This window comes from Acinetobacter guerrae, from assembly GCF_009372255.1.
GTDB classification, from domain to species: Bacteria; Pseudomonadota; Gammaproteobacteria; order Pseudomonadales; family Moraxellaceae; genus Acinetobacter; species Acinetobacter guerrae.
Genome location: NZ_LXGN01000045.1, coordinates 329,055 through 344,108, shown reverse-complemented (window position 1 = coordinate 344,108; position 15,054 = coordinate 329,055). Strand labels below are relative to the sequence as shown.

General features: G+C 39.8%; 11 protein-coding genes. 10 read left to right on the top strand and 1 reads right to left on the bottom strand.

What is annotated here, in order from left to right; translation table 11 throughout:
- Positions 1-124: 124 nt before the first annotated feature.
- Entirely contained in the window at positions 125-487 is a 363-nt protein-coding gene (locus tag A7A69_RS13260) for a DUF4124 domain-containing protein (protein WP_152878050.1), read from the bottom strand.
- 535 nt (positions 488-1,022) lie between these two features.
- On the opposite strand from A7A69_RS13260, the gene A7A69_RS13255 reads away from it, so the two are divergent.
- The 10 genes from A7A69_RS13255 to acnA all read left to right on the top strand — a co-directional run bounded on the left by A7A69_RS13255 (position 1,023) and on the right by acnA (position 14,989).
- Positions 1,023-2,747 carry an acetolactate synthase 3 large subunit gene (locus A7A69_RS13255; RefSeq protein ID WP_120368534.1) on the top strand — a complete coding sequence of 575 codons (1,725 nt, stop codon included), beginning with the start codon at positions 1,023-1,025 and terminating at the stop codon, positions 2,745-2,747.
- Entirely contained in the window at positions 2,747-3,238 is a 492-nt protein-coding gene (ilvN, locus tag A7A69_RS13250) for an acetolactate synthase small subunit (RefSeq protein ID WP_120368535.1), read from the top strand. The genes A7A69_RS13255 and ilvN overlap by 1 nt, the downstream gene beginning before the upstream one ends.
- A 95-nt stretch (positions 3,239-3,333) precedes the next feature.
- Positions 3,334-4,350 (top strand): ketol-acid reductoisomerase, encoded by a 1,017-nt coding sequence (gene ilvC / locus A7A69_RS13245; RefSeq protein ID WP_120368536.1) that lies wholly within the window; start codon positions 3,334-3,336, stop codon positions 4,348-4,350.
- Positions 4,351-4,695: 345 nt separating this feature from the next.
- Complete coding sequence (locus A7A69_RS13240; RefSeq protein ID WP_152878012.1) at positions 4,696-6,765, top strand: putative bifunctional diguanylate cyclase/phosphodiesterase; 2,070 nt, start codon at positions 4,696-4,698, stop codon at positions 6,763-6,765.
- Positions 6,766-6,963: 198 nt separating this feature from the next.
- Positions 6,964-7,407 (top strand): PaaI family thioesterase, encoded by a 444-nt coding sequence (locus tag A7A69_RS13235; protein ID WP_152878010.1) that lies wholly within the window; start codon positions 6,964-6,966, stop codon positions 7,405-7,407.
- Between the two features lie 315 nt (positions 7,408-7,722).
- Entirely contained in the window at positions 7,723-9,312 is a 1,590-nt protein-coding gene (locus A7A69_RS13230) for a peptide chain release factor 3 (protein ID WP_120368803.1), read from the top strand.
- A 77-nt stretch (positions 9,313-9,389) separates the two neighbouring features.
- Positions 9,390-10,208, top strand: a complete 819-nt coding sequence (locus tag A7A69_RS13225; RefSeq protein ID WP_120368539.1) for a hypothetical protein — start codon at positions 9,390-9,392, stop codon at positions 10,206-10,208.
- 85 nt (positions 10,209-10,293) lie between these two features.
- Positions 10,294-11,283: an RsiV family protein gene (locus A7A69_RS13220; protein ID WP_152878008.1), complete on the top strand. Its 990-nt coding sequence runs from the start codon at positions 10,294-10,296 to the stop codon at positions 11,281-11,283.
- 9 nt (positions 11,284-11,292) lie between these two features.
- The gene (locus tag A7A69_RS13215; RefSeq protein WP_152878007.1) at positions 11,293-12,114 is read left to right on the top strand and encodes a TatD family hydrolase; all 822 of its coding nucleotides are present in this window, start codon (positions 11,293-11,295) and stop codon (positions 12,112-12,114) included.
- Between the two features lie 118 nt (positions 12,115-12,232).
- Entirely contained in the window at positions 12,233-14,989 is a 2,757-nt protein-coding gene (gene acnA / locus A7A69_RS13210; RefSeq protein ID WP_152878005.1) for an aconitate hydratase AcnA, read from the top strand.
- The last annotated feature ends 65 nt before the right edge of the window (positions 14,990-15,054 follow it).

The following is a 15,054-nucleotide window of genomic DNA, read 5'->3' as shown; positions in this document are numbered from 1 at the left end:
GCTGCACAGCATAGCGCAAAATCAGAAAAAAAGCGCATATTGTGCAAGGGATTTTCTGCGCAATATAAAAACAGGCTCAGAATTTATCAGGGCCTGTGGTCAATTTTATATCTTGGTTGAATGTTTAAACTGCACGATTTGCCGTTGGTGCAACACTAGGAGCAGTTTGTTCGGTTTTTGGTGTAATGACTTGCGGTGTATTTGTATTAGGCGCTGATGACTGATTTTTACTATTGTTTTCTGTGTTTTTTTGATTTTGTTCATTGTTTTGAACAGGGTGTTGTGAATGTCCATAGGTTTTCACCTGCCCCTGTTTTTTTGAACCTTTCGGAGGTGGTGTAGTGGTGTAGTGGGTCGAGCCTTTACTATCTACCCACTTATAATATTGTTCTGCATGGTTCTGAGTGGTAAAAAGCATCAAGCTTGCCATAATTGCGCTTTGTGCTAAAAAAAATACTTTAGGACGATACAATACTTGCTGGGTCATAGCCTGAATATCCATTAACAACAACCTGATTTTCATAAAGAAAAAGGCAGTAAATAAAGTTGAATGATGATGCTGTAAATTATACTCTTTAAAGTGCGTCAATTGAATAAAAATGAAAAGAGGAAATACGATAAATGGCATCAATAAATCGATTAAAACCAGACTAATTTGGTTTAAAAATATACACACAAAAAATAAACGGCAAAAAGCGTACATTTCGCCTTGACTTTAATAGTTGAAACATAAAAAATGTTCGCTTTAGTTTTATATGCTTTTATTCGATCACCCTTCGAATAAATGTCATGGTTTGTAATGGACATTCTCTCTAGCCGAGAGGGTGTATTTTGCTCAAGATCTGTTTATCCCAACAGTTCTTTAATGAAGCTGAGACAACTTATACGGTTATCAGTTTAGAAATTTTTCCTATTACAGCAAAAACTTGCAAGTATGTGTGCTATAACAGTGCAGAAAGTAAATGAATGACACACTATTTATGTCTCCCATAAATGGTGCAAAAAGACTAGGGTGAATCACGTTGGAACTTTTATCTGGTGGTGAAATGCTCGTTCGCGCGCTTGCGGATGAGGGCGTTGAACACGTTTTTGGATATCCAGGCGGCGCAGTTTTACATATTTATGATGCGCTTTTTCAACAAGACAAAATTAATCATTACCTTGTACGTCATGAACAAGCCGCAGGTCACATGGCCGATGCTTATTCGCGCGTAACAGGTAAAACAGGCGTAGTACTGGTCACTTCAGGCCCAGGCGCAACCAATACCGTCACTCCAATTGCAACAGCTTATATGGACTCAATCCCAATGGTGATTTTGTCTGGTCAGGTTGCTAGCCATTTAATTGGAGAAGATGCATTTCAGGAAACAGATATGGTCGGTATTTCCCGTCCTATCGTAAAACATAGTTTTCAGGTGCGTCATGCCAGTGAAATTCCTGGCATTATTAAAAAAGCATTTTATATTGCATCGTCTGGTCGTCCTGGCCCAGTTGTAATTGATATTCCAAAGGACGCAACCAATCCTGCTGAAAAATTTGCTTATGAATATCCTGAAAAAGTGAAGATGCGTTCATATCAGCCGCCTTCACGTGGTCATTCAGGACAAATTCGTAAAGCGATTGATGAACTCATCTCAGCAAAACGCCCCATGATTTATACGGGTGGTGGGGTCGTTCAAGGCAATGCTTCTGCTTTACTTACCGAATTGGCACATCTTTTGGGTTATCCAGTGACCAACACCCTTATGGGGTTGGGCGGCTTCCCAGGCAATGATGAACAGTTTGTGGGTATGCTCGGAATGCATGGTACTTATGAAGCCAATATGGCAATGCATAATGCCGATGTGATTTTGGCAATTGGTGCGCGTTTTGATGACCGTGTAACCAATAACCCAGCTAAATTCTGCCAAAACGCTAAAGTCATTCATATTGATGTTGATCCAGCGACAATTTCGAAAACGATTATGGCGCACATTCCTATTGTGGGTGCTGTTGAGCCAGTTCTTCAGGAAATGTTAGCGCAGCTTAAACAAATGAATGTGTCTAAGCCAAATCCAGAAGATATTGCTGCTTGGTGGTCACAAATTAATGAATGGCGTAAAGTTCATGGCTTACGTTATGAAGCGGGTCAAAATGGTGTAATGAAACCACAACAAGTGGTTGAAGCATTGGACCGTGTTACCAATAGTGAAGCGATTATTACCTCTGACGTAGGTCAGCATCAGATGTTTGGTGCGTTGTATTATAAATACAAGCGTCCACGTCAATGGATCAATTCTGGTGGTTTGGGCACGATGGGCGTGGGCTTGCCATATGCAATGGCCGCGAAACTCGCATTCCCAGACCAGCAAGTGGTTTGTATTACGGGTGAAGCATCTATTCAGATGTGTATTCAAGAGTTATCAACCTGTAAGCAATATGGCTTGAATGTCAAAATTCTGTGCCTGAATAACCGTGCTTTGGGTATGGTAAAACAATGGCAGGATATGAATTACGAAGGTCGTCATTCAAGTTCTTATGTTGAATCATTACCTGACTTTGCTAAATTGATGGAAGCGTATGGTCATGTGGGAATTACCATTGAACATGCAGATGAACTTGAGTCCAAGTTAGCCGAAGCGATGGCAATCAATGATAAATGTGTATTCATCAATGTCATGGTAGACCGTACTGAACATGTTTATCCAATGTTAATTGCTGGTCAGTCTATGCAAGATATGTGGTTAGGCAAAGGGGAGCGTACATAATGAGACATATTATTTCTGTACTCGTTGAAAACGAAGCAGGTGCGCTTTCTCGCTTGGTGGGTTTATTTAGCCAACGTGGTTATAACATTGAAACGCTAAATGTAGCACCCACTGAAGATGAAACCTTATCTCGTCTGACTTTGACGACATACGGTGATGATCACAAGATTGAGCAAATTACCAAACAACTGAATAAACTGGTTGAAGTGGTTAAAGTGGTCGATCTTTCAGAAGGTTCACACATTGAACGTGAATTAATGTTGATCAAAGTTAAAGCGTTAGGTGCTGCGCGTGCTGAAATTAAACGTACAGCAGACATCTTCCGTGCTCAAATCGTGGATGTCACACCAACGACTTATACCATTCAAATTGCAGGAACAACTGATAAATTAGATGGTTTTATCGATGCGCTAGCAGAGAATACAATTTTGGAAGTTGTTCGTTCAGGTGTATCTGGTATCGCACGTGGCGAAAAAGTATTAAGTATTTAATGGCATCCTCAATTCTTTATATGAAAGAATTGAGGGCTTAAAAGATCTGTCCTTGTAAAACAAGGGAAATGAAAAAATTTTAGTGGAGACAACAGATGCAAATTTTTTACGATAAAGACTGTGATTTATCTATCATCCAAGGCAAAAAAGTAGCAATCATTGGTTACGGTTCACAAGGCCATGCTCATGCGCTTAACCTAAAAGATTCTGGCGTTGATGTTACTGTTGGTTTACGTGCGGGTTCTACTTCATGGAAAAAAGCTGAAAATGCAGGCTTGAAAGTTTCTGAAGTTCCAGCAGCAGTTGCTCAAGCTGATTTGGTCATGATCTTGACTCCAGATGAATTCCAGTCACAACTTTATCGTGATGTGATTGAACCAAACATCAAAGAAGGTGCAACTTTAGCTTTTGCACATGGTTTCTCTGTTCTTTATAACCAAGTTGTTCCACGTAAAGACCTAGACGTCATCATGGTTGCACCTAAAGCACCTGGTCATACAGTTCGTTCAGAATTCCAACGTGGTTCAGGTGTTCCTGACTTAATCGCAATCCATCAAGACGCTTCTGGTAATGCGCGTAATGTTGCACTTTCTTATGCTTCAGGCGTAGGTGGTGGTCGTACAGGTATTATCGAAACTTCTTTCCGTGAAGAAACTGAAACTGACTTGTTCGGTGAACAAGCAGTTCTTTGTGGTGGTGCGGTTGAACTGGTGAAAATGGGCTTTGAAACTTTAGTGGAAGCGGGTTATTCACCAGAAATGGCATACTTCGAATGTTTGCACGAACTTAAATTGATCGTTGATTTGATGTTCGAAGGCGGTATTGCGGACATGAACTATTCAGTATCAAACAATGCTGAATATGGTGAATATGTGACTGGTGTTGAAGTTATTAATGACCAATCACGTGAAGCGATGCGCAATGCACTGAAGCGTATTCAGTCTGGTGAATATGCGAAAATGTTCATTCAGGAAGGCGCTTTGAATTATCCATCAATGACTGCTCGCCGTCGTCAAAATGCGGCACATGGTATTGAAGTGACTGGTTCTAAATTACGTGCGATGATGCCTTGGATTCAAGCGAATAAAATCGTAGACAAAGAAAAGAACTAAGGCTACCGTACCTTGAACAAAAATGGGAAGCGCTGCTTCCCATTTTTGTTCAGATAACGAGAATAACTAATTTCTTTCTTTATTACGTGAAAACCCTGCAATTTAAAGGGTTTTTCTTGATCACAGGTTTTATGGAAACCCGTGATTTAATTCATAAAAACATCTGAATGTGTGTTTTTATTCTGTTGATTTTTAAGATAAAAAAAACTTGACCTTCGTCATGATAGTGGTATTGTTTAAGGACGTCAAAAACTTGATACGTAGAAGGTCTAGATGAGCAGGAAAAAAGCTGTTTATTTAACTTTCAAAATAAAAACAAGTATCTAATAACCATGGAAATTTTGTATGGTACACGTTGATTATGACTATACCTTTGTATTTGGTTCAGTTCTAGTCGCTATTATAGTGTGCTATGTTGCTATTTCTATGGAACAACTGATTTTTAAAGATACTTACAAGCATTTTGAAAAATTAATTCTGACTTCTAGTAGCCTTATTTTAGGTTTTGCTATTTGGTCTATGCACTTTGTAGGCATGTTTGCCTGCCATTTACCTGAAGGTTATTCTTTTGATTTGGGTTTAACTATATTTTCCTACGTAATTGCTGCTGCTGCTTCGCTGTTTGCACTTTGGTTAACCTCACGTCCAACTTTACCATTAGCACGTTTAGTGATTGGTTCTGTGCTGATGGGGTTAGGTATTTCGGGTATGCACTATACGGGAATGATGGGAATCGTCATTGAAAAGCATCAATTGGTTTATGATCCTTTAATCGTTGTATTTTCGGTGCTCATTGCTGTAAGTGGTTCAGGCTTGGCTTTTTTTCTAATTTTTAAATATAAGAATGCGATTGGACGAAAATCAGGTTTAAAACTTGCAATTGCAATCACGATGGCTCTCAGTATTGTAGGTATGCATTATACAGGAATGGCGGCAACGACATTTATTCCAAGTCATACTAACCATATTATGGTTGGTTATGAGGCAGGTCAGGGTTTGCTTTTATTCACGATTATTTTTGTGACGAGCTTAATTTTGGTGGCTGGCTTTTGTGTTGCTGTACTAGAACTTAGACTTGAAGAACGCAATCATGCATTATCTCAATTAAATAAAGAACTTGCTGGGCTAGCGACTAAAGATAATTTAACGAAATTGCCTAATCGTCTGTTTTTGGTTGATTATGCTCAGGTTATATTTGCCCAACATCGTTTACGAGATCAAAAAATTGCATTTTTGTATTTAGATCTTGATCGTTTTAAATCGGTTAATGATGCTTTTGGACATCATGTTGGGGATCAGCTTTTGATTCAAATGGCGAATCGAGTACATCGCTATGTGAATGAACGATCAAAGTTCTTGCGTATTGGCGGAGATGAATTTTTACTGATCATCGAAAATACAACGGTGGCCGAAGCAACAAAACTTGCCGAAGACATCTTACAACAGGTTCAAGAAACTTATCTGATCACGGGTAAAGAAATTAATTTATCCGCTAGTGTCGGAATTGCAATGTATCCTGAACATGGTGCAAATTTACAGGATTTATTGATTAATGCTGATGCAGCAATGCTTATCTCTAAAGAACAGGGGCGTAATACCAGTACTTTCTTTAATTACTCCAGTGTGCAAGATGAAGCAAAAAGTCAGTCAAAATTAATTAATGATTTGTATAAGGCTGTGGAAGATCAGCAGTTTGTCTTATTTTATCAACCAAAATTTACGATTAATCAAAAAATTTGTGGGGTTGAAGCTTTAATCCGTTGGCAACATCCGACATTAGGTTTGTTAACACCACATATGTTTATTGATGGTGCTGAGAAAACGGGTTTAATTGTGCCAATGGGATATTGGGCACTCGAGCAAGCCTGTAAGCAAATCGAGGAGTGGGTGAAGAATAAAGTTCCTTTTTATCCGATTGCTGTGAATCTTTCTGCGATTCAGTTTGAAAATAAGAAGTTATTCTCTACGCTCGAAAACCTTATAGAAAAATATAATATTCAGCCTGATCATTTAATTATAGAAATTACAGAATCAACTGCCATGCGTCATATTGATATGAGTATTCGTACTTTTGAACGCTTACGCGAGTTAGGGATTCGTATCGCGATTGATGATTTTGGTACAGGACATTCTAGTTTTCTATATTTAAAAGATTTACCTGTAGACGAACTTAAAATTGATCGTGGTTTTATTATTAATCTAGAAACAGGCTCTAAAGAAGAAATTATTTTAGAAAGTATTATTCAGCTTGCGACCAAGTTGGGACTATGTGTGACCGCAGAAGGTGTGGAAACGCCTCAACAAGCTGAAATTTTAAGCCGTTTAGGTTGTCATCAACTACAGGGATATTTATTGGGAACGCCTGTTTCTGTAGATCGTCTGGTTATTTATAAAGAAAATCATCATTTTGCCTAAGTTTGATTCTGTCTAATCAAAATCAACTGAATAACTTCATCTGTTTAAAGTTCGCTATTTAAAAGTCATCAAGTTCTATTTTGGAACTTAATTATGTATAGTATTTAGATCTGCTGATTTTGAGGATGAAGGCTCATTTCAATGCAGCAAGATTTATGATTTTAATTATTTGAAAAGATGCTCAGGAGAGAATTGATCATGGATATTAAAAAAATGACAGGTTTTGAAATTATGCAGGCTTTTGCTAAGGGTTTGTTTCCAGCCCCAGGTATTGCTAAAACCATACCAATGCAACCCCTAGAGGTTGAGCATGGTCGGATTGTATTTGAAGCGATTGCAGATGAGCGGCATACCAACCCTTTGGGCGGTGTACATGGGGGGGTTGCTGCGACAGTACTTGATTCAGTGACAGGTTGCGCCACGCATACCGTGTTAGCTGCTGGAGAGGCCTATGGTACGACAGATTTGGCGATTAAAATGTGTCGTCCAATGCCATTTAATACAAAACTCATTGCCGAAGGGAAGGTGATTAATATTGGAAAAAACTTGGTAATTTCTGAAGGCTATTTACGTGATGAGAACGGTAAGCTATATGCTCATGCTACAGCAACAAATATGATTATCCGTGCTAAAGAAGCGTAATTCTGGGCAGTCATATTGGAAAATGATAAACAGACGGGAGAAGGAATTTCCAACTTTGATCAATACAGGATATGATCAATTTGTCTAAATTTAAATTGGGTAAATCCGATGTAAGAGAGCCATAACACATTAATTGGGTTGGTCAGTATGATGGGATTGGTGATTCATATAAGGATCACCTCGATTTCATCAGCAGAAATAAATGTGACGATTTATCCTTTTACTATTTCTGCTACAATTGCGCCAATTTTAGCTTTCCTACATCTGCGTAATAAATATTGTTATCGCAAAGATGTTCAATATGAAGATTTATACATGTTTAAAGATCAATTAGCGCAAGAAGTGAATGCGCGTAGAACCTTTGCCATTATTTCCCACCCCGATGCGGGTAAAACCACCATGACAGAAAAACTATTGTTATGGGGTAAGGCAATTCAGGTTGCAGGTATGGTGAAAAGCCGTAAATCTGACCGTGCTGCGACATCTGACTGGATGGAAATGGAAAAAGAACGTGGGATTTCCATCACCACGTCAGTGATGCAGTTCCCTTATAAAAAACATACTATCAATTTGCTAGATACACCGGGACATGAAGATTTCTCGGAAGATACCTACCGTACTTTGACTGCGGTTGACTCAGCACTTATGGTGATCGATGGTGCAAAAGGGGTTGAGGAACGTACCATCAAGTTGATGGAAGTCTGTCGTATGCGTGATACGCCGATCATTTCTTTTGTCAACAAAATGGATCGTGAAATTCGTGAGCCATTAGAGCTTCTGGATGAAATCGAGAATGTTTTGAATATTCGCTGTGTTCCTATTACATGGCCTTTGGGCATGGGACGCGACTTTGCAGGTGTTTATAATCTTCTTGAAAACAAATTATATGTTTACAAGGCAGGTTTTGGTTCAACCATTACCGATATCGAAGTGCGTGATGGTTATGATCATGCTGATATTCGTGAAAAAGTGGGTGAACTGGCTTGGGCTTCATTTGAAGAATCACTGGAATTGGTGCAAATGGCCAATGAGCCTTTAGATCGTGATTTGTTCCTACAAGGTAAACAAACGCCTGTGCTTTTTGGTACAGCGTTAGGTAATTTTGCCGTTGATCATGTGCTGGATACATTTATTCAGTGGGCGCCAGAACCTAAAGCGCATCCAACACAGGAACGTACGGTTGAAGCCACAGAAGAAGGTTTTAGTGGTTTTGTCTTTAAAATTCAGGCCAATATGGATCCGAAACATCGTGACCGAATTGCCTTTATGCGTATTTGCTCAGGCAAATATGAAAAAGGTTTAAAGATGAATCATGTGCGTATTGGAAAAGAAGTGCGAATTTCTGATGCATTAACCTTTCTTGCTGGCGAACGTGAACATCTTGAAGAAGCGTGGCCAGGCGATATTATTGGTTTGCATAATCATGGCACGATTCAGATTGGCGATACCTTTACCAGTGGGGAAAAACTACATTTTACTGGAATTCCGCACTTTGCTCCTGAAATGTTCCGCCGTGTCCGTTTGCGTGACCCACTTAAATCTAAACAGCTACAAAAGGGTTTAAAAGAGTTATCGGAAGAAGGGGCAACGCAAGTATTTATGCCGCAAAATAGCAATGACTTGATTGTTGGTGCGGTGGGTGTACTTCAGTTCGATGTGGTGGCATATCGCTTAAAAGAAGAATACAAAGTCGATTGTATTTATGAGCCTGTTAACATTAATACAGTGCGTTGGATTTACTGTGATGATGATAAAAAACTCAATGACTTCAAGAAAAAAGCCCATGATCAATTGTCACTAGATGGTGGTGGTCATTTGACTTATTTAGCGCCAAGTCGTGTTAATCTGCAAATTATGCAGGAGCGTTGGCCTGATATTGAGTTCCGTAATACACGCGAACACTAAATTGCATTGAACAGCTTCTTTCGAGAAGCTGTTTTTTATTTTAAAGTAGACGCTTTGATTGGTTTGGGATAAGCATCATGCAGATGACGAAGCAGTTCTTGATTTTCGGTTTAATCGGGACATTGTCCATGCTCGGTGCTTGCACAAAAAATAAAAATGATCCGTCATCTGAGCAGGAAAAAACTGCAATTTCACAGCAAAAAGCAGAAGTTTTACCTTATCTCGATATTCGGGAAAGTAAAGCAAAGTATGCTTTGCCATTTTGTGAAAAGAAAAACTGTATTGATATTGATATACAAAGTATTCAAACCAAAGATACTTGGCTCAATGGCTGGATTGAGCAAAAATTGGCTTATGTCGTGCAGGCACAAATCGGTCAAAATCAAAAGATAAATCTGCAAAAGGCCATAAATGCTTATATCGCCAAGTCGGATGAGTGGCAGGATCAATATTCGCGTAATCAGGCCTATACATTACATATGACGACGCGTGTCGCATCGCAGCGTAATGAATATGTATTATTGCAAGTTGGCCTAAACTCAAAACAAGAAGAAGTTACCGTCAAAGATCGTTATTATTTTTTTGTGGCAAATCGAAAATTGCAAAAAGACGTTAATATTTTGGATATTTTGCAGAAAAATCAGCAAAGTAATATGAATCAGATTGTGCAGGATAATTATCAGAAATGGTTAAAACAGCAGTCTGCTGAAGTACAAGCCGAAGCACCAACAAAACTTTATTGGGGGCAGGCAGATTGGTTTTTTGATAGTGAAGGTATTGGGCTGCATTACCGTGCCAATCAAATTAGCAAGCAAGCAGGTCAATTCGATATTTATTTATCGACCGCGCAAACCAAAGCATTGTTACAACCCGAGATTTATCACAAAATGTTTTAATGTGTATTGAAATTTACATATGACTGGTCAAGCATGATCAAGTTACATTAGCATGAATTGAAAATTATTTTGTCAGGCAATTAAGATGTTGCAATCTAAACTCGCTATGTTTCCGTCTCCACAAAAAAAACAATCTACTGCAAAACTTACTTTGGCAGTTGCGGTCTGTGCGTTACTGCTGACTGCCTGTCAGCCTAAGTCTAAACCTGAGGACGCTGACCAGAAACAGAACGCGGTATCTGAGGTACAGCCGCAGGCTTTAGTACTTGATGGAGCACCAGTTCGTTTAAAGGTGAATTTACCTGATTGTTCTGGAAATAGTTGCCCTGAGTTTGTGGTAGAGCGGTTACAGAGTAATTTCCCATTTATTGATCAAATAATTGATCAGGAAATTTTAAAAAACTTAAACCAAATTTTAGAAATTTCAAAAATTAATCAAAATGAGCAAGCAACATCAGCCCCTGCAATTGCTCAACCAAAATCAGATGCGACAGCAGCAAGCTCAGAGCCTGTCTCCGAGCAGCAAAAAATGCAGCATCAAGTTGAACCTTACGTGCAGTCTTTTGTCGAACTGGATAAAGAACTCAAAGCATTGAGTGCCAATCACCAGATTAATATTATGATTAAGCCTTCGATTTTAAAATCACAGGAACCAATAGTGACTGTAGTTTTAAACACCAGTAGTTATTTGGGGGGAGCGCATGGTTCTTCGGCACAGCAATATTATAATTTTGATCTGAAGCAGCAAAAACAGGTACAGCTCAATGATTTGTTATTGCCGAATCAGAGAAAGGCACTTGAAGCTAAAGCACATGAGGCTTTCAAGGCATGGGTGATGGATTCTAAACTTGCCGATAATGTGAATGATTATGAACAGGCGTGGAAGTTTAAACTTTCAGACAACTTTTTGTTGGGTGAACAAGGTCTAATTCTACAATACGGTGAATATGAAATTGGCCCTTATTCGACAGGTTTACCACGTTTAGTGATCCCATATGATCAACTTGGCGGAATTTTAAAACCTGAGTATTTGCCTAAAGTTCAGGCTGCTTCTGAACCTGTTTCTCATTCATAGAGTGATGTGATGCGCTTTCCACTATTCGATACTCATACCCATTTTGATGTGCCAGATTTTGATTCTGATCGAATTGAATTGGCACAGCAGGCAAAAATAGTCGGGGTGGAGAGACTCATTTTAATTGGATTTTCCGAGTCCAGATTTTCAGATTTGATTCGTACTCAACATGAATTAAATCAGTTGCAGCATGCTCCTATCAGTTATCTGGCTCCAGGTCTGCATCCTTTTTATATTGAGCAGCATGTGTCAGAGCATCTTGAGCGATTAGAGCAGATTTTAAAACAGGAATCCTGTGTCGCCGTGGGTGAAATAGGATTGGATACTTTCTTATCACAGCATAAACAGCCCGAAATTTATCAGAAACAAAAAGACTTTTTTTCCCACCAGCTTGAGTTGGCACGGCAATATGATAAGCCCGTTTTGCTGCATATTCGAAAAGCACATGCAGATGTGTTACACATTTTAAAACAGCAACACTTTAAGTTGGGCGGTATCGCGCATGCTTTTAGTGGTGGTGTTGAAGAAGCCCAAGCTTTTATTCAACTTGGATTCAAATTGGGTATTACGGGGCAGATTACCAATCCAAATGCAAAAAAATTGCATCGCGTCGTTGCAGAGGTTGGCATTGAACATTTGGTTCTGGAAACGGATTGTCCAGATATGACGCCATTGTGTTGTCAACAATCGAGCGAACATCGGACACGAAACACGCCTGTCAATTTGCCTTATGTATTGCAGGGTTTAGCGGCAAGTTTAACCATAGATGAAGAAACAGTGGCCCAAAAAGTATGGGAAAATTCACTTAAAGCACTTCAGCTCACCCAATAAAAAAACAGCTACATTCAAAAGTATAACCAAAAGAAAACACTCCGACTTTAAAAGTGGCATACATTAAAAGAAGCCAATGAAACTTTAAAAGAACATAGCCAAACCGGAGGATAGCCGCATGGCCAGCTATAGCAAAATCAATAGTTTTAATGCTTTAAAAACACTCAATGTCGGTTCAGCTCAATATCAGATTTTTAGTTTGCAACAAGCGAGCCCGAAGCTTGGTGATATTCATAAGCTTCCTAAATCTCTAAAAGTATTATTAGAAAATCTTTTGCGTTTTGAAGATGATAAAACAGTCAGTCCAACACATATCAATGCGTTAGTTGAATGGCAAAAAACCAAAACATCAGATCAGGAAATTCAATATCGTCCTGCACGTGTGTTGATGCAGGATTTTACAGGTGTGCCTGCCGTAGTCGATTTGGCAGCAATGCGTGCAGCTATGGCTCGGGCAGGCGGAGATCCTGAGAAAATTAATCCACTTTCTCCTGTTGATCTGGTCATTGACCATTCTGTAATGGTCGATCATTTTGCCAATGATCATGCTTTTGAAGAAAATGTCGAAATTGAAATGCAGCGTAATGGTGAGCGTTATCAGTTTTTACGTTGGGGACAGTCTGCATTTAACAACTTTAGTGTAGTGCCGCCTGGAACCGGGATTTGCCATCAGGTCAATCTGGAGTATCTGGCTCAGGCGGTTTGGACCGGTGAAGAACATGACCAAACCTTTGCTTTTCCCGATACTTTGGTTGGAACAGATTCGCACACTACCATGATCAATGGCTTGGGCGTATTGGGTTGGGGTGTCGGTGGGATCGAGGCTGAAGCTGCAATGTTAGGCCAGCCGATTTCAATGCTGATTCCAGAAGTGATCGGATTTAAACTGACAGGAAAATTAAAAGAAGGGATTACCGCAACAGATTTAGTGCTAACAATTACCCAAATGCTTCGTCAAAAAGGCGTCGTGGGTAAATTTGTTGAATTTTATGGTGATGGTCTAGCGGACTTACCCTTGGCAGATCGGGCAACGATTGCAAACATGGCGCCTGAATATGGTGCGACATGTGGTTTTTTCCCGATTGATGATATTACCCTTGAATACATGCGTTTAACAGGACGTAAAGCTGATCGTATTGCGTTGGTCGAAGCCTATAGCAAAGAACAGGGTTTATGGCGTAATGCAGGTGATGAGCCAGTCTTTACCGATACTTTAACGTTGGATATGGCAACGGTCGAAGCCAGTTTGGCAGGGCCAAAACGTCCACAGGATCGCGTGGTATTGGCCAAAGTACCTGAAACTTTCCAGTCAGTGATGGATTTGACTTTAAAAGCAGCTAAACCTGAAAAAGAACGTCTGGAAAATGAAGGTGGTGGCGGTACTGCTGTTGATGCACAGCAATCAAATTTTGAGCATGAAACAGCACATTGTGTGATTGATGGTGAGCGTTATGAACTCGATCATGGTGATGTGGTCATTTCAGCGATTACTTCATGTACCAATACTTCTAACCCAAGTGTCATGTTGGCAGCAGGATTACTGGCTAAAAAAGCCATCGAAAAAGGTCTACAACGTAAACCGTGGGTAAAAAGCTCTCTGGCTCCGGGTTCTAAGGTCGTCACGGATTATCTGGCTGCTGCGGGTGTGACCCCATATCTGGATGAATTAGGTTATAACCTTGTTGGTTATGGTTGTACTACTTGTATTGGTAACTCTGGTCCATTACCAGATCCGATTGAGGCCGCGATCCAGAAATATGATTTAAATGTCGCCTCTGTCTTGTCTGGCAACCGCAACTTTGAAGGCCGTGTACACCCTTTGGTCAAAACCAACTGGTTGGCATCACCACCATTAGTGGTCGCTTATGGTTTGGCTGGAACAATTCGTAAAGATTTGACCTCTGAACCCATTGGACAGGGGAAAAATGGCGAAGATGTTTACTTAAAAGATATCTGGCCAAGTAGTGCAGAAATTGCAGAAGTCTTGCAAAAAGTGAACACAGACATGTTCCATAAGGAATACGCAGCTGTATTTGAGGGCGATGAGAGTTGGAAATCCATTCAGATTCCGAAAAGTAAAACTTATGAGTGGGAAGATGATTCGACGTATATCCGTCATCCACCGTTTTTTGAGGGTATTGATCAGCCACCAGAATCAATCACTAATATTGATTCAGCACGGATTTTAGCCGTATTGGGCGATTCAGTCACAACTGATCATATTTCTCCTGCGGGAAATATCAAAAAAGACAGCCCAGCGGGACGTTACTTACAGGAACATGGAATTGAGCCTAAAGACTTTAACTCTTATGGTTCGCGTCGTGGTAATCATGAAGTAATGATGCGGGGTACATTTGCCAATATCCGTATTAAAAATGAAATGCTTGGTGGTGAAGAAGGTGGTAATACCATTTATATTCCAACAGGTGAAAAATTGGCGATTTATGATGCAGCGATGCGATATAAACAAGATCAAACACCACTGGTCATTGTTGCAGGTAAAGAGTACGGCACAGGCTCATCACGTGACTGGGCTGCAAAAGGCACCAATCTTTTGGGTGTGAAAGCAGTCATTGCGGAAAGTTTTGAGCGTATTCACCGTTCAAATCTGGTGGGTATGGGCGTGCTGCCACTTCAGTTCGTAGATGGACAAAATCGACAAGCATTGAATCTTACAGGTAAAGAAGAGTTATCGATTTCTGGACTTTCGGATGATATTCAACCGCATCAAACACTGGATATCACGGTGAAACGTGAGGATGGCTCAACCGATCAGTTTAAAGTGTTATGCCGTATCGATACTTTAAATGAAGTTGAATACTTTAAGGCAGGTGGTATTTTGCATTATGTGTTGCGTAATTTGATTGCTGCTTAGCGGCTTTTCATTCAATAATATTTTTGAAAAAGTCTCATTGTATTGAGGCTTTTTTATTGCGCTTA

What these genes read in the sequence shown, in the direction of transcription:
- A7A69_RS13260 (WP_152878050.1), bottom strand. Translation starts at nt 487, where the DNA reads ATGACCCAGCAAGTATTGTATCGTCCTAAAGTATTTTTTTTAGCACAA.
- A7A69_RS13225 (WP_120368539.1), top strand. Translation starts at nt 9,390, where the DNA reads ATGCAGATGACGAAGCAGTTCTTGATTTTCGGTTTAATCGGGACATTG.
- A7A69_RS13230 (WP_120368803.1), top strand. Translation starts at nt 7,723, where the DNA reads ATGTTTAAAGATCAATTAGCGCAAGAAGTGAATGCGCGTAGAACCTTT.
- A7A69_RS13220 (WP_152878008.1), top strand. Translation starts at nt 10,294, where the DNA reads ATGTTGCAATCTAAACTCGCTATGTTTCCGTCTCCACAAAAAAAACAA.
- acnA (WP_152878005.1), top strand. Translation starts at nt 12,233, where the DNA reads ATGGCCAGCTATAGCAAAATCAATAGTTTTAATGCTTTAAAAACACTC.
- A7A69_RS13215 (WP_152878007.1), top strand. Translation starts at nt 11,293, where the DNA reads ATGCGCTTTCCACTATTCGATACTCATACCCATTTTGATGTGCCAGAT.
- A7A69_RS13235 (WP_152878010.1), top strand. Translation starts at nt 6,964, where the DNA reads ATGGATATTAAAAAAATGACAGGTTTTGAAATTATGCAGGCTTTTGCT.
- ilvC (WP_120368536.1), top strand. Translation starts at nt 3,334, where the DNA reads ATGCAAATTTTTTACGATAAAGACTGTGATTTATCTATCATCCAAGGC.
- A7A69_RS13240 (WP_152878012.1), top strand. Translation starts at nt 4,696, where the DNA reads ATGGTACACGTTGATTATGACTATACCTTTGTATTTGGTTCAGTTCTA.
- ilvN (WP_120368535.1), top strand. Translation starts at nt 2,747, where the DNA reads ATGAGACATATTATTTCTGTACTCGTTGAAAACGAAGCAGGTGCGCTT.